This is a genomic window from Halanaerobium kushneri (assembly GCF_900156285.1).
Classification (GTDB): Bacteria; Bacillota; Halanaerobiia; order Halanaerobiales; family Halanaerobiaceae; genus Halanaerobium; species Halanaerobium kushneri.
Genome location: NZ_FTNC01000020.1, coordinates 20207 through 42808, shown reverse-complemented (window position 1 = coordinate 42808; position 22602 = coordinate 20207). Strand labels below are relative to the sequence as shown.

General features: G+C 34.7%; 19 protein-coding genes. 1 reads left to right on the top strand and 18 read right to left on the bottom strand.

All coding sequences use genetic code 11. The annotated features are described in order from the left end of the window. Positions 1-48: 48 nt before the first annotated feature. From BW929_RS11725 to BW929_RS11670, 12 genes are all read right to left on the bottom strand, one after another. Positions 49-1305, bottom strand: a complete 1257-nt coding sequence (locus tag BW929_RS11725) for an ABC transporter substrate-binding protein (RefSeq protein ID WP_076545681.1) — start codon at positions 1303-1305, stop codon at positions 49-51. Positions 1306-1399: 94 nt separating this feature from the next. Further along, entirely contained in the window at positions 1400-2227 is an 828-nt protein-coding gene (locus BW929_RS11720) for a carbohydrate ABC transporter permease (protein WP_076545680.1), read from the bottom strand. After that, a complete protein-coding gene (locus tag BW929_RS11715) occupies positions 2217-3104 on the bottom strand; it encodes a carbohydrate ABC transporter permease (protein ID WP_076545679.1) in 888 nt (295 codons plus the stop codon). Before BW929_RS11715 ends, BW929_RS11720 begins: the two co-directional genes overlap by 11 nt. A gap of 17 nt (positions 3105-3121) precedes the next feature. Further along, positions 3122-4057: a sugar-binding transcriptional regulator gene (locus BW929_RS11710; protein ID WP_159437163.1), complete on the bottom strand. Its 936-nt coding sequence runs from the start codon at positions 4055-4057 to the stop codon at positions 3122-3124. Between the two features lie 364 nt (positions 4058-4421). Next, a complete protein-coding gene (locus BW929_RS11705; protein WP_076545677.1) occupies positions 4422-5411 on the bottom strand; it encodes a sugar phosphate isomerase/epimerase family protein in 990 nt (329 codons plus the stop codon). A 91-nt stretch (positions 5412-5502) separates the two neighbouring features. Next, on the bottom strand, positions 5503-6651 hold the full coding sequence (locus tag BW929_RS11700; RefSeq protein ID WP_076545676.1) for a Gfo/Idh/MocA family protein: 1149 nt from the start codon (positions 6649-6651) through the stop codon (positions 5503-5505). Between the two features lie 75 nt (positions 6652-6726). Then, positions 6727-7767 (bottom strand): ABC transporter permease, encoded by a 1041-nt coding sequence (locus tag BW929_RS11695; protein ID WP_076545675.1) that lies wholly within the window; start codon positions 7765-7767, stop codon positions 6727-6729. A gap of 1 nt (position 7768) precedes the next feature. After that, complete coding sequence (locus tag BW929_RS11690; protein ID WP_076545674.1) at positions 7769-9274, bottom strand: sugar ABC transporter ATP-binding protein; 1506 nt, start codon at positions 9272-9274, stop codon at positions 7769-7771. Between the two features lie 162 nt (positions 9275-9436). Then, positions 9437-10375 (bottom strand): ABC transporter substrate-binding protein, encoded by a 939-nt coding sequence (locus BW929_RS11685; RefSeq protein WP_076545673.1) that lies wholly within the window; start codon positions 10373-10375, stop codon positions 9437-9439. Between the two features lie 102 nt (positions 10376-10477). Next, on the bottom strand, positions 10478-11449 hold the full coding sequence (locus tag BW929_RS11680) for a Gfo/Idh/MocA family protein (protein ID WP_076545672.1): 972 nt from the start codon (positions 11447-11449) through the stop codon (positions 10478-10480). Positions 11450-11522: 73 nt separating this feature from the next. After that, positions 11523-12341 carry a sugar phosphate isomerase/epimerase family protein gene (locus BW929_RS11675; RefSeq protein WP_076545671.1) on the bottom strand — a complete coding sequence of 273 codons (819 nt, stop codon included), beginning with the start codon at positions 12339-12341 and terminating at the stop codon, positions 11523-11525. Between the two features lie 210 nt (positions 12342-12551). Then, complete coding sequence (locus BW929_RS11670; protein WP_076545670.1) at positions 12552-13808, bottom strand: ROK family transcriptional regulator; 1257 nt, start codon at positions 13806-13808, stop codon at positions 12552-12554. A gap of 224 nt (positions 13809-14032) precedes the next feature. Here BW929_RS11670 and BW929_RS11665 point away from each other — a divergent pair, with 224 nt between their 5' ends. Next, positions 14033-14287, top strand: a complete 255-nt coding sequence (locus tag BW929_RS11665; RefSeq protein ID WP_076545669.1) for a CPF_0552 family protein — start codon at positions 14033-14035, stop codon at positions 14285-14287. 245 nt (positions 14288-14532) lie between these two features. On the opposite strand, the gene BW929_RS11660 is transcribed toward BW929_RS11665, so the two are convergent. The 6 genes from BW929_RS11660 to BW929_RS11635 form a co-directional block, all read right to left on the bottom strand. Continuing rightward, positions 14533-15759, bottom strand: coding sequence for a Gfo/Idh/MocA family protein (locus tag BW929_RS11660; protein ID WP_076545668.1), 1227 nt, complete (start codon positions 15757-15759; stop codon positions 14533-14535). An 87-nt stretch (positions 15760-15846) separates the two neighbouring features. Beyond that, positions 15847-16662 (bottom strand): sugar phosphate isomerase/epimerase family protein, encoded by an 816-nt coding sequence (locus tag BW929_RS11655; protein WP_076545667.1) that lies wholly within the window; start codon positions 16660-16662, stop codon positions 15847-15849. 51 nt (positions 16663-16713) lie between these two features. After that, positions 16714-18489: a glycoside hydrolase family 2 protein gene (locus BW929_RS11650; protein ID WP_076545666.1), complete on the bottom strand. Its 1776-nt coding sequence runs from the start codon at positions 18487-18489 to the stop codon at positions 16714-16716. 119 nt (positions 18490-18608) lie between these two features. Continuing rightward, entirely contained in the window at positions 18609-20513 is a 1905-nt protein-coding gene (locus BW929_RS11645; protein ID WP_076545665.1) for a heparinase II/III domain-containing protein, read from the bottom strand. A 58-nt stretch (positions 20514-20571) separates the two neighbouring features. After that, positions 20572-21714 carry a DUF2264 domain-containing protein gene (locus BW929_RS11640; protein WP_076545664.1) on the bottom strand — a complete coding sequence of 381 codons (1143 nt, stop codon included), beginning with the start codon at positions 21712-21714 and terminating at the stop codon, positions 20572-20574. 67 nt (positions 21715-21781) lie between these two features. Further along, positions 21782-22600: a carbohydrate ABC transporter permease gene (locus BW929_RS11635; protein ID WP_076545663.1), complete on the bottom strand. Its 819-nt coding sequence runs from the start codon at positions 22598-22600 to the stop codon at positions 21782-21784. Between the last annotated feature and the right edge of the window lie 2 nt (positions 22601-22602).

Below are 22602 nucleotides of genomic sequence, written 5' to 3'. Positions count from 1 at the left end.
ATGTAACCAATATACTACCTCAACTATAATATATCTTTTAAATTATCATTAATTAATTTCTATAGTTGATTCTAATTGTGTCTGAGCTTCATTTAAAGCTTCTGCGGGAGTTTTCAATCCATCTCTAGCTGCCTGTATTTGCTGATTAATAATATCAGACATCTCAGCAAATTGTTCAATCACAGGTGGAGTTACTAAATAATTAAGTGATTCAAATACTGCTTTTCTATTTTCAGGGGGGGTTATTTCTGTATAATCACTCAATATCTCCTGATCTGTAATTGCAGGAAGTTCCCAACCACTTTCAACTCTGATTTCTGCTGCCTCTTTGCTTGCTGATAAAAAACTCATCCATTTAAAAGCCTCAGAAGATTTATCAGTTTTTTTATTCATTACCAGACCATTAGCAAAAAAGTGAGTAGCTTTTTGAGTATTTCCAGGTTCTACTGCAATATCCCATTCAAAATCAATATTTTTGGCAAAATCAGGAAAGGCCCAGATGCCGGTCACAATCATACCTACTCTACCGGATTTAAATAAATCCCAATCCTGCATACCAGAAAGTTGAGCTTCGGTTGGCATAACATTACTCTCCTGAACTCTGTCTATCATATACTCCAGAGTCTTAATATTTTGCGGGGAGTTAATTACAAATTCTTTTTTCTGCTCATCAATAATTGAGCCTCCGTTTTGCTCAACCATCTTATAGAATTCCCAAAAAGTTACCGGCTGATAAATTCCATAAATATGCTGTCCTAAATCCCTGATCTGTTTAGCTGCCGCCAGCGAATCATCCCACTTCCAGTCACTGTCTGGATAATCAACACCAGCCTGATCAAATAATTCTTCATTATAAAACATAACTACATTTGAAAAACTAAATGGCAGACCATATTGGTTATCATTTATTTGAAATGCATTTAGAGCTTTTTCATTTAGTTGAGATTTATCAAATTCATTTTGATCAATCACAGTATCCAGTTCTTTTAATACATTCTTTTTTGCATAAGTAACAAAGTTTTCATAATTTAATTCATAAACATCAGGAGCCATTCCACCGGCAATTTTAGTCTGTAAATTTACAAAGTAATCTTCATAACCTACAGTCATAATATTAATCTTAATTTCCGGATTTTCTTTTTCAAATTCCTCTTTCATCTGATTTAAGTATTCCAGGTTTGATCCACTACCAGAAAAAGTCATAAAGTCGACTTCTGTAGCATCCTGTGCTAACACTCCTGAAGTAAAACCTAGTAAAGAAATAAGTATACTCACCATTAATAATATAGATACTCTTTTTAGCATTCTTTTTCCTCCTTTGATTATTCAGTTGATTTTTAAAAGACCAGTATTAAAATTTTAAAATAGAATAATTTTCTCTTTACTCACCTCCACCAAATTAACCTTTTATTCCACCTACACTTAAACCCTTCTCAAAATATTTCTGCGCAAAAATATATACCAGTAACATCGGAATTATCGAAATTAAACTTCCTGCCATCAAAAGATTGTACTGTTCTCCATACTGACCATTTAATAGGCTCAGACCAACCGGAAGTGTCATTTTACTTCGATCTGTCAGAACAATTAGAGGCCAGAGATATCTATTCCAGGCTTCCATAAATGTAATTACTGTTAGGGTAGCCAGAGTCGGCTTTACAAGTGGTAAAATTATGTCCTTAAAAATTCTAAATTGTGATGATCCTTCCATTACTGCAGCTTCTATATAAGAATCAGGAACTGTCTTTATATTCTGCCGCAGCATAAATGTGGCAAAAGCATTAAATAAGGATGGAAGCATTAAACCAGTAAAAGTATTTAATAAACCAATTTCTCTTATAATTAAAAAATTGGGAATCATCGTTACCTGTTTGGGAATCATGAGAGTTGCCAGATAAAGCGAAAATAAAATTTCTCTTCCCTTAAATTCAAATTTAGCAAAAACATAAGCTGCCATTGCAGATGACAAAACCGTAATTAATGTTGTAGCTACTGCCACAAAAACACTGTTAAAAATGGATCTGGCAAAAGGAAAAATTTCAAAAACTTTTCTATAAGAATTAAAACCAGGATTTTCTGGAATCCACTGTATAGGTATTGTCATTACAGAACCACTACTTTTTAAAGAAGTACTGATCATCCAGAAAAAAGGTAAAAGCATGAAAATTGCTATTAAAGTTGCTGAAAAATAAAAGAATATACTGCCTTTTAATTTATTATGACTCATAATGGACCCACCTTTTTTGCAGTTTCATCTGAACAAGTGTTACAACAAAAACAATAATAAATAATAACCATGAAAAAGCTGAAGCATAACCCATCTTATAATATTGAAAAGCATATTTATAAATTCTTTCGACCATTACCTGAGTTGCTCCATTTGGACCACCCTGAGTCATAATCATTACCTGGGGAAAAAGCTGAAAAGAATTAATCAGAGAAATAATAATGACAAATAATAAAGTAGGAGATATCAGTGGTAAAGTTATGTTTTTAAATCTCTGCCAGCTATTTGCTCCATCAATTTTTGCTGCTTCATAGTAAGTTGGAGAAATCCCTCTTAAACCAGAAAATAAAATCAGACCAAAAAAGCCAACATCTTTCCAGATACTAGCAAGTACTATCCCTGGCATGGCCCAGCTTTGGTCATATAACCAGCCTGGTCCCTGGAGACCTATAAAATTTAAAATATTATTTAGAACTCCAAACTGCGGATTTAAAACAATTTTCCAGATTAGTGAACCGGCTACCCAGGAAGTTATAACCGGTATATAATAAAGAGTCCTATAGATCTTAATACCTTTAAAATTATTATTTAATAAAAGAGCAAGTGAAAGCGAAGAAATTAAAATTAGTGGGATATAAAGGATAATATAATAAAGGGTATTATTTAAGACTCGCCAAAACTCTTCACTTTTTAAGATGTTAACAAAATTATCTAATCCTATCAGTTTAGGTGGACCACTTATGATATCCCATTCTGAAAAACTTAGCGATAAAGAACCCAACATTGGCAATATTCCGAATACTATTAATCCCAGAACACTGGGAAGCAAAAATATAAATATGCTCAGATATTTATTCTTCTTCTTATAAAAGATCATTTAGACTACTCCTTCTACTAATTATTTTGCTCTAAAAAATCTTCCTGCTGAAAAATTATTTCTTCGACAGTTTTTTCATCACTAACTAAAACATCAAGAAAACCATTCCGTAATCCTCCTAAAATAGCTTCTGTAGTATCCAATGATGTTGCAATTCCAATCACTGTTTCGATATCTTTAAGCTCAGCTAAAGATATACTTAAAACCCGCTCGTCAATAGATTTACTACAGATATTTCCATTAATATCATAAAATCTAAAACAGCTTTGACCAACTGCACCTTTTTCTTCTAATAAATCCAAATCATTTTCTGTTAAGTTATCTACCTGAACCAGAGATCTGTGTTTCCATAAAGCATCAAGTCCCATTAGAGCTATATCAACGTTTCTGCCCTTTTCTAAAATTGCCCCAATTTCTTTATCTTTCTTTAAATTATCCACTAAATTTGAGTTGCTGACAAAACCAGGAGCATGCATTAAATGCGATTGTCCATCTAAAATATTAGAGAGTTCATTTGCAAGACTAAAAGATTGTAAAGTTGTTGAGGTTTGACCAAGTCCTCCTATTAATTGAACAACTTCAATACCTGTAGTTTCTGCCAGATTTAATGATTTCATAGACTTAATCATCTCATAAACTGAAATTCCCCAGGAAACCCCTATTTTTTGATTGCTCTTAATTATACTGTTTAAATAATTTGCTGCCGCCTGACCAACCACCTGTCTGATCATATCTGGAATATAGCTGGTTGTTGGAACAACAATTGCATCTTTTAAACCAAAATATTTTTTTAAAGATTCTTCCAGGTGTTCACAGGAGTCAACTGTGTCTAAAATAGTAATTTTAACTATCCCCTCATTTTTTGCTTCAGTTAACATTCGTGAAATTTGTGATCTTGAGACATCTACTATTTTTGCAATTTCCTTTTGATTCATATTCTTTTCATAGTACAAATGTGCAACCTTTTTTAAAGTTCTCATTCTTTCTCTGTTAATTTTAATCACCTCTGTTCATTTTTTTAACATATGTGATAGTTTTTGTTTGATTTATTTTACTATATTTAAATTATAATACTAAAATATGGGATATGTCAAGAATAAATTATATTATTTTATGATTGTTTTTGCACATATGTGAATTTAAATAAAAATAATAAGTGTTTAAGTGATTTTTTTGCTAAATAATATTATATAAAAAATAACCTGCCCCAGATACTGGAAACAGGCTAATAATAAGAAATATAATTATTTGTTTTTGTGAAATAACGCACTTTAACCAGGTTCAAAACGGTCGTTTTGAACCTGGTACCATAAAATATTATTTTTCCATCGAATCATCAAAGGCCAGTTCTGAGGGCTTAAAATCTATATCCCGGACAAAGTTAAGTGCTTCCCGAGCACCATAAATTCTATCCATTCCACTATCTTCCCATTCTACAGATAGGGGTCCAGTATAATTCATCAGATTTAATTCTCTAATTATTTCATCAAAATCTATATCTCCATGTCCAAGAGAACGAAAATCCCATCCTCTTCTGCGGTCACCAAAGGGGAGATGCGAGCCTAAAATTCCCTCCCGTCCATTTAAAGTCACTGCTGCATCTTTCATATGCACATGATAAATTCTCTCACTAAAATCTCTCAAAAACAAATGAGGAGTCAGTCCCTGCCAGATTAAGTGACTTGGATCAAAATTAATTCCGAATTCAGGCCGCCAGTCAAATTTATCTAAAAGTTTTTGAGCTGTATAAAAATCAAATGCAATTTCTGTCGGATGCACCTCCAGAGCAAATTTAACCCCATTTTCTTTAAATACATCTAAAATTGGATTCCACAGCTCAACTATCCGATCAAATCCTTCTTCGATCATTGATTCTGTGGTCTGAGGGAAAGAATAAAAAAACTTCCAGATAGGAGAACCTGTAAAACCTGTAACTAGATTAACACCAAGATTACCTGCTGCTACTGCTGTAAGCTGCATTTCTTCTATTGCCCATTTTTGTATTTCATCCGGTTTGCCTGCATATTTTTCCGGAGCAAAATTATCAAGACGAGGATCATAACGATCTCCAACACACTGACCGGCAAGATGGTTGCCAATAGCCCAGACTCCCAAATTATATTTATCCAAAATTGCTAACTTCTTTTCTACATAAGAACTTTCTCTGGCTGCTTTTTGGACATCCAGATGATCTCCCCAGCAGGCGATTTCCAGGCCATCATAACCAATCTCACTTACAGTCTGTGCCAGATTTTCAAATTTCATGTCTGCCCACTGCCCGGTAAATAAAGTTACTTTTCTTCCCATATTCAACACTCCATTTCAAAAGTATTTTAAAGTTATTTATAAAATAGATTTTAATTAATAATTAAAACCATATCATAGCCAAATAATTAATTTACTCAATTTCTATCCATTTTTCCTCCCGGCTGCTTTTTAAAATTGCCTCGGTAATTTTAACTTCCTGCTGACCATCAGCAAAAGTGGCAAAATCATAATCAGCTGGATCACCATTTTCCCGGATACAGTCATAAAAATCCTTAATCGAGTTTTTTAAACCTTCTGACCAACCTTCAATATGACCTCCTGGATAATAACAGCGCTCAGCAGCTTTTCCAGCCAGGAGGGAAGGATCGCGAACTAAATCCTGATTGGCCTGCTCCCGATGCCCAATAAATAAATGATTGGCCTTTTCCTGAGACCAGTTTATACTCTTTTTACTACCACTAATTTCGATAAAAAGATCATTTTTATGACCGGCATTAACCTGAGAAACTATAAAACTGCCTGCTGTACCATCTTCAAGTTCAAAAAGTATCGAAGCATAATCTTCTGTTTCCACCTGATATTCTTCATATTCCGCCGACTCTGCATCAGCTTTAGCAAAACTTTTCACCTCAGAAAGCGGCTTTTTACGTTCAGAATACACAATTTTTGTATTAGCAATTAAACGACTAATTTTTTTACCAGTCAGATACTGCAGCAGATCACAAAAATGAGATCCAATGTCCGCTACAACTCTAGATTTACCTCCTTTTTCAGGATCAACACGCCAGCTATAATCGGTTTTAAAAAGCATCCAATCCTGCAAATAATGACCTTGAACATGAAGAATTTTTCCCAGCTCTTTCTGCACCTGATTCTGCATTTCTTTAACCAGTGGATAATGCCGATAGTTATAATTTACTCCTGTATACAGTTCTTTTTTTTCGATAATTTCCAGCAATTCTCTTCCCTCTTTTGTATTCATCACCAGTGGTTTTTCTGCAAAAACATGGACTCCTGCTTCCAGAAAATCTCGATTGATAGGAAAATGCAGATAATTAGGGGTACAGTTATGAACTATATCTAAATCCTCCTCTTCCAGCATTTTAAGATAATCAGCATAATAACCAGGAACATTTAATTCTGCCGCTGCTTTTTTAGAAGATTCTAAAGAACTAGCCACAACTGCCTTAACCTCAACATTCCCGATTCTTCTTAATGCTTCAACATGGGCTCGACCAACAAAACCTGTTCCAATAATTCCCACTTTTAATTTAGCCATTTTCTCACTTCCCCAGTTTAAATTATTTGCCTTCTCAATAGTATTCTATATTCCGCAAAATATAAATAAATTTAATCAAACTGATTTCTGCTTTTTCTGCATTAAAACAGCTCCAATTAAAATTAATCCTTTAAATGCCTCTCGCAGAAAAGGAGGAACACCAAGTAAATTAAGCAGATTATTCATTACAGCAATAATTAAAACCCCAAGAATTGTTCCAATTACTGTTCCGCGGCCTCCACTCATGCTGGTTCCACCAACAACAGCTGCCGCAATTGCTTCCATCTCGTAACCACTACCAGCATTCGCATAATCCATTGATCCAATCCGGGAAACCTGAATAATAGCTGCAAAAGATACTAATAATCCGGTAATTGCATAAACTCTCCTCTTTACTTTTTTAACATTAACCCCTGATAAGTTAGCGGAACGCTCGTTGGAACCAACCGCAATAATTTGACGTCCAAATGTTGTCCGTTTAGAGACAAAATATAAAACTCCTGCAATCAGCAGCCAGTAAATTACCGGCATCACTCTAAAGCTGCCAATCTGAAAATTAGAAATCCCCAGAAACTGCATTGGTACCCTTGGGTTATAGCCCTGCATAAAGTGCTGGGTTACACTGCGGTAGAATTTCATTGTTGCCAGAGTCACCACAAAAGGTGGAATACCCCCCCGGGTAATTAAAAGCCCATTCAAATTACCTAAAAAATAACCAATTGCCAGTGATAAAATTACTGCAATAAAAATAGCTGGTATTCCTTCAATTCCCAGATTAATTAGAATTCCATTGGGACCTCTATCAATTAACATCATCAAAGAAGCACCAACAGCTACCAGAGTTGATCCCACAGAAAGATCAATTCCGGCTGACATAATTACAAAAGACATTCCCAAAGCAATAAGACCAACTCCAGCATTATTTCTTAAAATATTTATCCAGTTATTGATCCAGGTAAGAAACCAACTGCCTAAAGAGTCATAATCGAACCCCAGACTCCAGGTCTGTAAAATTATCATCACAACAAGGGCAATACCGGTGCTAAATATCGGTTTATTTGTCCAATTATCTAAAAACCAATCTTTAAATCCTTTTTCTCTATCTTTATCCTGCATCTTAGGATCCCTCCTGCCTAGAATTAGTCTGAGCACCAGTTGCCAGCCGCATAATCTCATGTTCTGTCATCGAATCTCCCTTAAGTTCCCCCTGGATTATTCCATGATACATCACCAGACTGCGGTCACAGATTCGAATAATTTCTTTGGCCTCACTGGATAAAATAATTACTGCAATATCTTCAGCTGCAAGTTCTAAAATAATATCGTAAATATCTTCTTTAGCTCCTACATCAACTCCCTGAGTGGGATTATCCAGGATAAAGAGCTCCGGACTTGCAATTAACCATTTTGCAAGTACAATTTTTTGTTGATTCCCACCCGAAAGACTATTTATCGGATCATTTTTTTGATCCATTTTAATCTGTAGATCTTTCACCTGCTGTTCAAATTCTTTTTCCTGCCTTTCCAGATCAATAACTCCCCAGTTATCAAATATGGGCCAGGTAACAATTGAAGCATTCTCAAAAATATTCATATCTTTTATTATGCCATTTTCTTTACGATCACGGGGCAGATATCCTATTCCCTTCTGCAGAGCATCAGTAGTATTTCTGACTCTAATTTTCTCACCTTTTAAATAAATCTCTCCTGATTCAATCTGGCCGCTGCCAAAAATAGCTTCGAAAAGTTCACGGCGTCCATCTCCCAAAAGTCCTGTAACACCCAGAATCTCTCCTTTATGAGCGGAAAATGAAATATCCTTAAAATTATTTTCAAAAGTTAAATTTTCTACTCTCAGAACTTCCTCACCAAATTCTGTTTCTCGCTGCAGTGACTCTGTTCTTACTTCATGACCAACCATCGAATAAGCCAGCTGATCTACAGTAACTTCTTCCACTAAACCTTCTGCAACTGTTTCTCCATTTCTAAGAACAGTATAACGATCACAAAATTCCATAACTTCACTCAATTTGTGAGAAATAAAAACTATTCCAACATCATGTTTTTTTAAAGTTTCCATCATTGAAAATACCCGCTCTATTTCCTGGTCTGTGAGCGAAGTTGTCGGCTCATCCATTATGATAATTGATGCATCCATCATAATTGCCCTTGAAATTTCAACTATCTGTTTATAGGATGTATCAAGATCTCTAACCATTGTTTTCGGATCAAGCTTAATCTGCATTTTTTCAAACACTTCTCTCGTCTTACTCTCCATTTTTTCTAAATCTAAAAAACCCCGCTTATTTTTCAACTCCCGACCAATAAACATATTCTCATAAATGGGAAGATCATTGATCAAATTTAATTCCTGATGAATAAATGCTATCCCGGAATTCAATGACTCAGCTGGCGAATTAAATTCTACTTTTTCTCCGTCAATTAAAATTTCTCCCTGATCAGCAGGCAGTACCCCTCCTAAAATATTCATTAGAGTTGATTTTCCGGCTCCGTTTTCTCCTATCAATGCACAGACTTCTCCTCCCTGAACAGAAAAATCAACATCTTTTAGGGCTTGAATTGCTCCAAATGCTCTGGAAATATTTTTCATTTCTATCTTCATTAAATCACATCCCATCAATTCAAATCAGAGGCTATGAAATCCCTGCTTTCCTGGTACAATAATTCAGGTAAATTTCTTAACCTCTGATTATCTGGTATATTTGATATCTCAATTATAATTGTTTATGAAATTCAAAATGCTGACTGAACCATTTGTTTAATATTAATAAGGAGAATCTGGATCCAGGAACTTTTCATAATTTGTACGGTCAACTATGGTAGTAGGAATTATTTTTTCCTGAGGCACATCTTTGCCCTTTAAGATATCTAATGCCATATCAACAGCATCTTTTACCATTGCTGGCGAATAAAGTGCGGACTCCAGCCAGATATTTTGATATTCCGGCATCATTTCAAAGTACTCCTGCATTCCTCCACCACCAGTAACTACTTTGATATCTTCCCGACCTGCTTCTTCAATTGCTTTAACTACCCCAATAGAGGTTTCATCATCCATTGAATAAACAGCATCAATCTGATCATGTCTGATTAAAATATCTGACATGTCACTTAGACCTGCCTCACGGGTAAACTTAGTTGCATAAGTATGCAGATCAAAATCAGCTCCTATTTCTTCTAGAGTATCTAAAAATCCTGCTTTGCGGAGCTCAGATACTGAACCAGCTGTTGGAACTTCTAAAATCACTACTGTTCCCTCTTTACCAATCTTATCTGTAATATAGTGTGCACCTTCAACTCCCATATCATAGTTATCTCCAGCTACTCTATAAACACCATCAACATCAATTTTAATATCAAAGTTTACTACTTCAATTCCATCTTCAATTGCCATTCTAATTGGGACTTCCATACCTGTCCACTGTGGGAAGGCAACTATTGCTTCTGCTCCCCAGGTTTTTAAATCATCAAGCTGCGAAGTCATTTCAGCAGCATTACTGCTGGTCTGAATTCGATATTCAATCTGATCAGAAAGTTCCTCACAGCGTGCCTCAGCATGATAGGCAACTGCTGCTACCCAACCATGAGTAACTGCCGGGGCCAGAACACCAATCTTATACTTATCCTGAGCACTTACACTGCCAGCAAAAACAAGAGTCACTAAGAGAGAAAAAGTAACCAGAAACACTAAAGCTTTTTTCATAATAAATTTCCTCCTTTTTTTATTGAAAATCTCTATAAGACTCAGCAGCTAAAACTGCTGTTAAAACCCCTGTCCAAATTAATCGATTCTCTGTTCAAAATATTATTGTAAACCAGCAATCTCTTCTAAAATTTCAACTGTTGTAATTAATTCTTTCTTTGTCATTCGATCCGTTGTTACTCCTTTCTCCGCACAATCAATAAAATGAGAAAGTTCATGATAAAACATTGCGGTCGGTGGTAAATTAATACCTGTTTCAATTTTAGGTTCTGATTCTATATCAAATTCTACTGGATCTCCCTCAGGTGGATAAAAAATAAGACCCTCTTCTTTGACTAAGAGACCCTGTTCAAAATAGACACGCCAGCAGGCAGTAAAAGGATAGTTTGCATTAAACCAGGCTGCCTCAGCTCCAACATTTAAATCTCCAAAATTATAATTAAAACGATAGTGCTCTTTAAACTCACTTTCTTTTCTGCCGGCAGCATTAAAACTGTAGCTTTCAGGCCTACCAAACAAGCTGATAATTAAATCAAGATCATGAATGTGCAAATCAAATGGCAAAAGTCCGCTCTTTTCTTTATCAAACATCCATCCCCCCTGAACCCAGTTGGGTGCTGCTGTTAAACGAGTAAAATAAGCATCCAGCACCTTACCGTATTTTTCACTTCTTACTGCTTCTTTTAAAATCTCAACTTCCCTGGTAAAATGAAGCACCTGACCAACAAATACCTGAGCATCCATCTCTGAAGCCAGCGCAAATATTCTTTCCGCATCCTCTTCATGTAGAGCAACTGGTTTTTCAATTATTATATTTTTGCCAGCATTCAAAGCTTTAAGAGCATGCTCAACATGCAAAAATGTAGGGGTGCAGATATCCACAATATCAACTTCTTCAGCCACCAGTAATTCTTCTACTGTCGGATAAATTTTCACTCCCCAGTTAGCTGCTTTCTGCCGATCATCCTCTGAAGGACCAACAACTGCTTTCACCTCAGCTTCGTTAATTTGAGCATAGTTATTAAAATGCACTGTACCCATCCCTCCAACACCAACAATAGCAATTTTTTGCATTTGCCCCCCCTTTCTCATATTTTCTATCAAATATATTATCCAGAAACACCTTAAAACTTTTGGTCAATCAAAGTTAAATATCAAAACCGGCTATTTTAAGAAACTGATAGGATTCTCTTACTGCTTCATTTACCTCAGCCAGATCTGTCGGCCCTTCTTCAGTAAATTCTATTTCTATACTGAAAGGAGAATTATTATTATTTTCTTTTAAAATTTTAAATAAAGACTCAAAATCAATTTTACCCTTACCTAAAGCAGGAAAATTCCATTCTTTTTGAGAGCCCGCTTTATCTTTTAAATGCAGATGTCCGACTTTTTCTACTGCAGACTTTAAATCGGTTTCTAAATCAAGGTTTTCTTCTCCATAAAAAATAGCATTGGCTGTATCATAATTAATTACAACTCGCTCAGAATCAACCAGCTCAACAATTTTTTTTAAATGCTTACCTGTTCCATGTTTACCATGGTTTTCAAGTCCTAAAATCAGCTTATATTCTTCCAGATAAGGAATTAAATCTTTAATGTTTTCGGCTGTTTTCTGATCAGAAAGTTCTGCTTTATCTTCCAGGTGAGCTTCCCCAATCGAAGAAATAATATATTTGCAGCCAAAAAAATGAGCAAGACGAATATTAGCAATAAAATCATCGACCCGATTATTATCCATCAAATTTGTGTGACCGCTTAAAGAAATCGGAGTTAATCCAGCCTCAATCAGCTGATCTTCGATCTCATATAATTTCTTTAAAGACATAGTCGGAAAAACATGCTCTGTCCAGCCTTTGGTAGCAGTAAGTTCAATGTATTTAAAACCTGCTGCTTTGATCCCTGTAATTGCCTGTTTGAGAGAAAATCCGTGGTAGGTATTTGAGTTAACAGCAATTATTCTTTTCAAATTATCTCCTCCCTCTTTAAATTCCTTCTTTTAATTCTTTTTCTCTTTCTCCAAAGTACTCTTTAGTTTGTTTAACCAAAAATAATGCTTTTCCATATTTTCACCCCAACAACTCTTGGAACAAGAATCAGATTAATCCCCTCCAACTTTTTCCAGAAATTCAACCTCATACTTCTAAGATGAGATAATATAATAAAAAAATTACCAACTCTAATTGCTATCCAGATAGACCATCTCTGTAACATTATCATGTGAATAAATTTCATTTACTGCCATCGCTGCAGCTCCAATTATCCCAACCTCTTCATTCTTTTTAGATAATTCAATTTCTAAATCCTGAACTGCAAGCGAGGTAGAATGTCTAAATACCTCCTCTTTTATTGCTGAAATTAAATAATTTCCAATATTAGCAACTCCACCTCCAATAATTATCAAAGAAGGATTATAAAAATTTACCAGTCGGGAGGTCACCTGACCAATTTTTTGGCCACTATTTTTTACAATTTCAATTGCAGAACTATCATTTTTTTTAATTGCTTCTCCGACATCCTTTGCTGTAATATCTCCTTTTTTATTTAAAACTGAGAGCAGAAAATCGCTTTCTCTTTTTTTTGCTGCTTCTTTAGCCTTTTTAGCAATTGCTGGACCTGCCGCTACAATTTCAAGACAGCCTCTATTACCACAGGGACATAATTCTTCCTCCCCATTTATTGAAATATGTCCAATATCACCAGCACATCCTTTAGAACCTCTGTATAATTTATCTTCACAAATAATACCTGCTCCAATACCAGTTCCGATCTTAATAAAAATAAAATTAGAAAAATTTTGAGCAACACCTGCATGCTTTTCCCCAACAGCCATAACATTTACATCATTATCAATAAAAGAAGGACAATTATATTTATCCTGCAATATTTCTTTTAACGGCACATGATGCCACCCAGGCATAATTGGAGGCGATACTGGCAGACCTTTGGAAAATTCAACAGGTCCGGGAACTCCCATACCAATACCAAAAATTTTATTTCTAGAAACATTGTTATTCACTATCAATTCTTCGATAAAATTATCTATTTCAACCATAATTTTTTTAGGACCACTGTTCACCAGAACACTTTTTCCTTTTAAATCAATAATTTCGGCATCTAAATTACAAAGCCCCACATTTAAACTGGTTGCTCCCAGATCAATAGCAATAATATAGCCATTATTTTTTGCAAATTTAAGTAATTTACGATTCCTTCCCACACTACCCACAGATTTGTTTTTACTTTTAGATTCTTTGATTAAACCCATTTCCAACAATTTTTTTGTATGAACACTTACTGTTGATTTAGACAGACCTGTTTTTTTAACAATATCTGTTCTCGATATTGGACCAATATTCTTGATTATTCTAAAAATAGCTGCACCTGCAGCAGGACCAGACCAGCCAAAAATTTTTTTACTATCATTATCTAACATAATTATTCCCTCTTTTTTAACAAGTTATTTTATAATATTTTTTATTTTCTGAATTTTTGTTTTAAAAATAATATTTTGACTTTAATTAAATTATAATTTATATTTGTTCGAATGTCAAACAAATTAATTTTATTTCTGATTAAATCTAAGTTTTTAAAGGGAAATTTGATCTAATGGTTAAATATTAAAATATGAGTCTTTTCAACTTAAAAAGGAGTGATCTGATGAAGCATTCTATGATTATGGCAATTTTGATTGACAAAAGAACTGATGCTGCTCCAACTGTCCAGAAAATATTAACTGAACACGGCTGTATAATTAAAACCCGCCTGGGGATGCACGAAAGTAGAGACTGTGCTGATGAGGGTATGATAATTTTAGATCTTACTGCAAGCAATACTGAAGTAGAGGCATTAGAAGAAGAATTAAAGTCTGTTGAAGGTGTAAATGTTAAGAGTATGGTACTTGATTTTGAATAGATAAATAACATAAGTATTAATGCTCGGCTGCTCTCTTAATAAGTAATTTAATTTTGATTTAAAAGAGCAGCCTTTAGTTTTGATTTTTATTAATTGATTCTTCAATTAATTAAAAAAGATTGGCTCTAATAATAAAATGCTCTCTTTAGATGAAGTAATAAATCACTATTCTTCACCATCAGAGAGCATCTTCCAAGGAATAAATATATTAATGTTTAACATCAATATCTAATTATTTAACTGTATTAATTAAATGGATTAAAATCAGTATAGTTCTCTACATTTATCCACTCTGTTTTAACTGCCCAATCTACTTTACCCAGATCAGATATTAATTTTCTTTCTGCAAAAGCCTGATCAATCAAATCATCAATACCTGGCAGTACTGTCTGATATTCTCCCTCATCATTGGTAAATTCTTCTACTAATTCCTGAGGAACGGCTTTAATTTTTTTAGCAGATTCATAGGCTCCATTGATTGCCACAGTAAAACTTCTAGTATTTTCAGGAGTACAGTATAACTCTTCAATTAATCCAAGTTTTTTATCGGCTGCAATTCTAAATACTTCTTTGTGAGGATCCAGACCTTCATTATCAAATTCAATTGTTTCCCCATTATTTAATTCAATCTTTGTTTCCTCATTCATCTTCCAGCTGATTTTACCCTCAGTTCCTACAATCTCCATTACAGGATCTCTTTTTTCTTCCGGTACATGAGTCACATAAAAATAAATCTTTGTCCCTTTAGTAGTCTCCGCTTCCAGACAGGAATTATCATCTGATTCAATATAGCTGTGAGCTCTGTAAAGTTCTGCTCTAACTCTTTTCAATTCAGCTGAACTCTGCATATCCGAACCAGCAAGAAAAATCATATTATTTAAATAGTGAGCAAAGGCATTATGTATTGGCCCATCCAGAACAAGTTTCCCCATTTCTATACTTGTTCCAGCCCAGTTATTACGATCATAATATGACTTAAAGCGCGACCAAAATCCTTTAGCAGCTATTTCTTTAATTTCACCTAACTTGCCTTCTAAAATAAACTGCTTAATTTTTCTGATTGTATTGGAATGAATAAACTGAAAACCAATAGAGGTAAACCTACCTGTTTCTTTTTCAGTTCTCATTATTGCATCCATTTCCTGAACAGTTGGGGCAGGAGGCTTTTCTAATAAAATATCATAACCGGCCTTCATTCCCTTAATTGCCATTTCTGCATGAGTTGGAATAGAAACTGGAAGTCCAATTAAATCTACGCTATTTTTTGATTCCTTAAGTAAACTTTCATATGAACTATAGATTGCTATTCCTCTATGTCTCAGTTCCCTCACTTTTTCAGCATTTTTAACCTGATCCTTAACAACTACAGCAGTAAGTTTAATTTTTCCCTCAGCTTCCAGTTCTTCAATATTACGAAGATAACTGCCGGCAAAATTACGGACACCTACAACCGCAAATCCTACTTCTTGCATTTAAAATCCCCTCCAATTTTTTAATAAGAGATTATAATAAAATTAACTTTACTAACTCTCAGGTTGATTATATCATTTTATAAAATATTATTTAATATTTTTTAAAAAATCATTTTTCATTTTTCTGGAGTATTGAATTATAGAAATCTCAGATTCTTCAATTTCCGGGTGCCACATTTTTTCCCATTCTAAAGAAAGATAACCTTTATAATTAATATCTTGTAAACAGTTTAATAACTTATTTACCTTCAGTTCACCGGCACCCAGCAATACATAATAATCTTCACCGTCAGCTAATTTAATCCAGTCTTTTAAATGAACATGATAAATATAATCTTTAAGATAGCTGACCGTTTCAGCTATCTTTTCTCCAGCTCTCACTGAATGAGCAGCATCCCATAAAACACCACAGCTTTTTAGACCTGCTCCTTCAAAAATTTTAATTAAGTCTTTACCAAGACAGAGATCATCATGACTTTCCAGCAGAACTTTAACACCTTTTTCTGCTGCATAATCGTCAATTTCTAAAAAAGATTCTCTAATCCAGCCAATTACTTTTTGCAGGCTAAAAGTGTTATCAGGAGCCGGACCAAATGTTCTAATATATTCAGCCCCAACATCAGCTGCGAGATCGATCATCTTTTTTAACTGTCTTATATTATTCTGGCGCAGTTCATCATCCTGATAACCAAACCTGGTATAGGCAGTAATACAGGGAATCTCTAAATTATTTTTTCGAAATAAATTTTTTATTCTTTTGCGCTCCTGCTGATTAAAATCTGTACTTAAATGGGGTTCTCTGGCTCTTAATTCAACTCCATCATAATTATTAGCAGCTGCAAAGTTAACTACTTTTTCTATTTCCCAGTCTGTACAGGCTAAAGTACTAAAAGAAAGTTTCATTATCTATTAATAGAACAAACTTTAAGCTCTATTAAATCTTCACCTCCTGAGTTATTCTATTTCAGAATAAAATCTCTGCATCTCGTAAAAAGCCATTTTTTTATGGTTCTTATCAGCAGAAAGCAATCCTTTACGGTTATAACCCTTCTGATATTTATTAGTTCTTCTGGGACAGCGGAAATCAAATAAAATCCAGGGACTTAAACCTTTAATATATTCAATATTTCCCAGAACCTCAGTCTGCTTTTGATAAACCTGAAGCTGATAATCTTCTGTAAAAAGATCATCTTTTGTTCCCCGTTCTCCACTTAAAGCACCTGCCCCAAATTCGGTTATCACTACCGGTTTATCCGGCTTAGAATTTTCCATACAGTCAATTAATTTTGAAATATCTGGGATATACCAGCCGTAATATTCGTTCTGACCTATTATATCAAGATAATCTGTTAATCTATCGGAAATTCTGTTATTCTTTTCATCAACCAGGCAGGCTGCAGATACCAGTCTTGTTGGATCGATCTCTTTTGCTTTTTTAGCGAGTCCGCTCATAAAATTAAGTCGAGCGTCAGTATCTTCATTTTCGTTTCCAACTGACCAGATTATAACACTGGCTCTGTTAATATCCCTTTTAATTAATTCTAAAAGCTGATTTTCTGCATCATTATAGGTTCTTTGATTTTTAAAATCAATTGCCCAGTAAACGGGAATCTCTTCCCAGAGCATAACTCCCATCTCATCAGCAATCTGAGCTACCTTATAGCTGTGAGGATAATGGGCCAGCCTAATATAATTGCAGTTCATCTCTTTTGCCAGTTTAATATTTTCAATTACTTCCGCTTCAGTTACTGCCTTTCCATTGGCAACACTTTCTTCGTGAGCAGCTATCCCCTTAAGGAATATTTTTTCTCCATTTAAATAAATATCTCTACCCTCAACTTTTATCTGTCTGAAGCCAATTTTTTCTTCAATTTGATCACCAGCATAAGTTAAAATAACCTGATATAATTTAGGATTATCAGGACTCCAGAGTTCTGGCTCAGCAGCAAAACTGAGTTCTGCCATTCCATTTTCCAGTTTTGTTTTTACTTCAAGATCTAATTCTGGAATTTTAAGTATTGCTTCTCCATTAAGCTCTTTTCCGGCCACTTCTAAGTTAAGATCCATTTTCTGATAGGAAGCTTCTGCAAGTGCCAGAGAAAAGTCCTTAATATATGTTTCAGGTAATCTTAAAAGTTCTACATCTCTATAAATTCCACCATAATTAAACCAATCAGTATTTTTTGTAGGTACTGCCTCTCTACGTCTTGTATTGTCAGCAACAATCTGCAGGCTGTTTTCTTTTGCAAGATTTTCTGTAATATCAAGCATAAAAGGAGTAGAGCCACCCTGATGGTGTCCAACAAATTTTTGATTTAAAAAGATATAGCTGTCATAATTTGCTGCTCCCAGTTTCAGAAAGACTTTATCTTCTCCATAGTTTGAGTATTTAAATGATTTATGGTAGACCGCAGGTCCTTCATAATAAAGATATTTATCAGACTCTGTATTCCAGCAGGCAGGAACATTAATTTCTTCCCACTGCTCAAAATCATGATCCAGAGGCAATTCAAGACCTGTTTCATCTTCTTTTTTGTTTGAATACCAGTCTGCTCTTAAAAATGTATCATATTGATCAATCTGAAAATTCCAGCGGCCATTGAGTGATTCTTTTTCTCTGCTCACATCATAAACCATTGAATTATGATCAATTAAAGGCTCAAAATATTTTTCTTTATAATCTTCATCATGAAGTGCTCCAATATGATTTTCTCCCTTATTTTCTGCCATTTATTTCATCTTCCTTTCTTATATTTTAGTTAAACAATTTTAAATCAAACCAAAATAACTCTGCTCTGATTATATAATCTATTAAGTTTTTTTAAAAAAGCAGGACATCTTAAAACTATTTATAGATCAGGAAAAATCTCGAATTTAAATTTCTCTTCCTTAATCCTCTTTTTTAGTTCAAAATCAAGTAAATATAATTTTTTTCTTTCCCCACTGTGAGCTGTAAATTCCTCAGAATTCAGTTTAAAATTAAATAGTTCTGCCTCAAATTTAATAAAGACTGAATTATTCGCTCCCTGCAGTTTAATTAAGTCATCTGCAGTCTGTTCTGGTTCAAAAAAACTGACAAATCTTTCAGTTAAGCTTTCAGCCTGACTAAATTTAAAACTATCTTCTACAAAGAACTGTCCTTTTTTTCTATTAATTTTAAACTGCCGCTGATAATAATTTAGACTTTCTAAACTGTAGGCATTATCCAGTCGGAAAGAAAATTTTAGCCGATCATCTGCTGCTATAAAGTCATTCTCTGTAATAAAAGCAGCTTCCCCAGCAAACTGCACTTCCCCGCCAATCAAAGCTGTTGAATGTCCCCGAGAACTATTAACCAGATAATCATAGCGGTGGCTGCCAAAATAATCTCTACTGTATTCACCACTTCCTGGATCTACCAGAAAACTCTCGCCAGCAAAATGATAAATAAATGATCCCAGATCATTGTGATTGTGGGGCTCATTATTATTGCCTGCTTTAGCTGCTATAGCAAGTTTTTTACCCTTAAATTTATTTTTATAAATTAACCATTCAGCATCTGCTTCATAGCTGTAGCTATCACTCTGATCAAGCTTATCTAAGCCTTGATCACCTTCATTTTCTTCAGCAAAAAACTCCGGCTGCAGCCAGAACAAATCTCTAATTATATGGGGCCAGCGGTAACAGCTGTCACTGTGAAAATCAGCCCTGTACTCCAGCTCCGGAAGTTTTAATTCCGAAAAGTTTTCTTTTAACTTTGAACTCAGTCCGGCTCTAAAATTAAAAGTAAGTGGGGTATCAGAAAAAGAAATCACCTGATCACCACTCAGATAAAATTTCTGCTGAAAAAAAGCAATTTTTTTTACTTTTGCATCAGAGAGTAAATCAATTTGATTATCTGTTCTTTTTTTCAATAACTCGGCAAAATATGTATAAAATGAAAAACCGTAATTCCAGTAGGAAGGCCCTTCCTGAGAAATTCCATCTCCTGCAAAAGAAGAAAGATAAACTTCCAGACTTTTAATAACTCTATCCAAAATCCGGCTCAATTCTGCAGTATCTTCCAGCAGATAAATAGCTGTACTGCCAATAGAAGCAGCACAAACTGCTGACCAGTTCATTTTTAGACTTTCCCAGTGATATGAATTTTTCAAATCACTGAAAGGGAGTAATATTCTCTTTCTTATTTCACTTTTTATTCTGCTGATAATTAACGAATCCAGTTCAGTTTCCAGCAAATGGCCAATTTCAGCCAGAGCAAAAGCAGTTTCTGCAGCAAAAAGGTCAATAACCTCTCTGGAATCTTCAATAAAATTATCAGCAGACTGCCATTTTTTTAAAGATAAGAGTTTAGATTCAGACTCCTGATCAGGATTATAACTATCCCAGTCCAAATGTGCAGGCAGAGCCCAGGTGAATTCAGCACATACTTCCCAGATAACCTCTTCCAGTGCATCTAGATATTTTCCTTTCTCATCTTCTGTGCTTAACAAAGCCATTACTGCCAGAGAGACAAGTGCTTCTCTCCTTTGAAAGTATTTATTTTCATATTCTTTACGGGAACCATTTTCAAAATAAATCTTAAAATCTCTAAAAGTAAGTTCTGCCAGACTTTTTTCAATAAATTTCTCAGCACTTTTTTCAATCTGAATTAGTTCTTTCTGCATCAGTTTAGACATTTTTAATTGATTAATCTTTGATTTTATGTCTGCAGAAAAAAGATTATTCCGGCTGCTGTTTGACTCTAAAGCTTTTTCCAGATCATAAAAATTCATCATTCCACCCCATTAACCTTAAAATATAATGATTTTAAAAACTAAACAGCTAAATATTTTAAAGTGCATGATCTGCAGCTATATTTTTTCCACTCCAGATTTTTTTAGCTGACCAGGCTTCGGACGGAGCTGACCAAAACTCTGAATTCTCAGCAAGACCCAGGGCTAAAAACACTTCACTGGCCAGATAAAGGCTGCCTGTATTAATGTAATGTTCCCCCAGATCAGGTTGATTACCGTAAAGTCCTATATTTAACCAGCCATTTTGATCAAATACATTATCGGCTTCCATTACCTTTTTGATTACAGCAGTTAAAGCAGATCTCACCTGAGCCGGATTTAAAGATTCAGGCAGCTTTTCATTTAATGAAAGCTGTGATAACAGCTGAAAAACTCCAAACCTGTAGGTAATTGAACGTCCAATTGGTGGATAGCTTCCATCAGCAGCAATCATTTTTTCTAATATTTCTCCATAACGCTGAGCTCTGCTTAAAACCTCTGCTTCCATCTCCGCAATTTCTGGATCCTTATCTTTCATAACCTTAATAATATCGAGCATCATCGGTTGAATCACAAAACTATTATAATAATCAAAGTGAAATTCAGGGCCATCACCATAAACTCCATCTCCAAGATACCAGCCCATATGTTCTCTTATAGCATAATCAATTCTGACTGAATCATAATCTTTTCCCATAAAAGCAAGAGCTGCCTCGACCATTGCCGAAAAGAGAAGCCAGTTACAGTAATATGGTTTGATCTGCCTGCTGCTTTTTAAAGCTTCAACCAGTTTTGTTTTAGTCTGAGAGTCAAGCTTCTGCCAGAGTTCTTCAGGTGCCCTGATAACTGCCTGAGCTAAAAAAGCAGTATCCACTAAGGGCTGCCTGATCTGATCAGCAAAAACCATATAATCTGCTGAATCAGGATCAACTGCATTTTTAATTGATTTTCTGGCTAACTTAGTATATTTAGTCAGTCTTTTCTTCTCCTCTGGAGACAAATCTACTTCCTTAGAATTAAGCTCAAGCCAGGGAGCAATTCCGCTCAAAGTTCGCCCAAAAGCTTCCAGATAGCTAAATTTAACCCGCTCATCTTCTCCAGCAACCGGCATCTTAAGCTTTAATTTTTCCTGACTTAAATTTTCTAAAACCGGATCAATAATCTCAAACATTGTTTCTAACCAAAATTTTCTTTCTGTCATAACAAAACTCCTCAATTAAAATATTACTCTTGTAAAAATTTTGTTTATTATTATGAGCTAATTAAACTTAACTTTTAATACCAGACATTGCAATTCCTTCTACAAAATACTTCTGTAAGAAAAGGAACATAATAATTACTGGAACCACAGCCACTACTGAAGCCGCCATTATCAGAGCATAATCAGAGGAATACTGAGTCATAAACTTCATTATCCCCAGCTGAATAGTTTTATTGCTGTCAGACGAAAGATAAATTAGCGGACCCAGATAATCATTCCAGACAAATACAAACTGGAAAATAGCCAGGGTTGCCAGGGCTGGTTTAGCCAGAGGTAGTACAATCTGAGTAAAAATACCAAAGTCATTTAAACCATCAATTCTGGCTGCTTCGCTTAACTCATTGGGGATACTCATAAAGAACTGCCTCAGTAAAAACACTCCAAAAGGAGTAAATGCCTGAATCAGAACCAGAGCCCAGAGTGAATCACTAAGACCAATATTTCTGATGATCATAAACTGCGGGATCATAATAACCTGAAACGGAACCGCAATTGTACCTATATATAATAAGAATAGTAAATTTCGCTCCGGAAATTCGATTTTAGAAAAAGCATATGCTGCCAGACTACTGGTAAAAAGACTTAGACCAGTAACCACTAAAGTTAAAAAGATAGTGTTTTTATAATAAGTTAAAAAGTCAATCTGTTTCCAGATTTCAATATAATTCTGCCACTGAGGATTATCTGGAATCCATTGAATTGGATATTCAAACACCTGAATATTAGTTTTGATAGATGCTGAAAGCATCCAGACAAACGGAAAGACCATTACTGCAGCACCAAGTAATAATAATATATAAACTGTTATTTTTTTAGTTGTTGACATAA

What these genes read in the sequence shown, in the direction of transcription:
- BW929_RS11725 (WP_076545681.1), bottom strand. Translation starts at nt 1,305, where the DNA reads ATGCTAAAAAGAGTATCTATATTATTAATGGTGAGTATACTTATTTCT.
- BW929_RS11720 (WP_076545680.1), bottom strand. Translation starts at nt 2,227, where the DNA reads ATGAGTCATAATAAATTAAAAGGCAGTATATTCTTTTATTTTTCAGCA.
- BW929_RS11715 (WP_076545679.1), bottom strand. Translation starts at nt 3,104, where the DNA reads ATGATCTTTTATAAGAAGAAGAATAAATATCTGAGCATATTTATATTT.
- BW929_RS11705 (WP_076545677.1), bottom strand. Translation starts at nt 5,411, where the DNA reads ATGGGAAGAAAAGTAACTTTATTTACCGGGCAGTGGGCAGACATGAAA.
- BW929_RS11700 (WP_076545676.1), bottom strand. Translation starts at nt 6,651, where the DNA reads ATGGCTAAATTAAAAGTGGGAATTATTGGAACAGGTTTTGTTGGTCGA.
- BW929_RS11695 (WP_076545675.1), bottom strand. Translation starts at nt 7,767, where the DNA reads ATGCAGGATAAAGATAGAGAAAAAGGATTTAAAGATTGGTTTTTAGAT.
- BW929_RS11690 (WP_076545674.1), bottom strand. Translation starts at nt 9,274, where the DNA reads ATGAAGATAGAAATGAAAAATATTTCCAGAGCATTTGGAGCAATTCAA.
- BW929_RS11685 (WP_076545673.1), bottom strand. Translation starts at nt 10,375, where the DNA reads ATGAAAAAAGCTTTAGTGTTTCTGGTTACTTTTTCTCTCTTAGTGACT.
- BW929_RS11680 (WP_076545672.1), bottom strand. Translation starts at nt 11,449, where the DNA reads ATGCAAAAAATTGCTATTGTTGGTGTTGGAGGGATGGGTACAGTGCAT.
- BW929_RS11670 (WP_076545670.1), bottom strand. Translation starts at nt 13,808, where the DNA reads ATGTTAGATAATGATAGTAAAAAAATTTTTGGCTGGTCTGGTCCTGCT.
- BW929_RS11665 (WP_076545669.1), top strand. Translation starts at nt 14,033, where the DNA reads ATGAAGCATTCTATGATTATGGCAATTTTGATTGACAAAAGAACTGAT.
- BW929_RS11660 (WP_076545668.1), bottom strand. Translation starts at nt 15,759, where the DNA reads ATGCAAGAAGTAGGATTTGCGGTTGTAGGTGTCCGTAATTTTGCCGGC.
- BW929_RS11655 (WP_076545667.1), bottom strand. Translation starts at nt 16,662, where the DNA reads ATGAAACTTTCTTTTAGTACTTTAGCCTGTACAGACTGGGAAATAGAA.
- BW929_RS11650 (WP_076545666.1), bottom strand. Translation starts at nt 18,489, where the DNA reads ATGGCAGAAAATAAGGGAGAAAATCATATTGGAGCACTTCATGATGAA.
- BW929_RS11645 (WP_076545665.1), bottom strand. Translation starts at nt 20,513, where the DNA reads ATGAATTTTTATGATCTGGAAAAAGCTTTAGAGTCAAACAGCAGCCGG.
- BW929_RS11640 (WP_076545664.1), bottom strand. Translation starts at nt 21,714, where the DNA reads ATGACAGAAAGAAAATTTTGGTTAGAAACAATGTTTGAGATTATTGAT.
- BW929_RS11635 (WP_076545663.1), bottom strand. Translation starts at nt 22,600, where the DNA reads ATGTCAACAACTAAAAAAATAACAGTTTATATATTATTATTACTTGGT.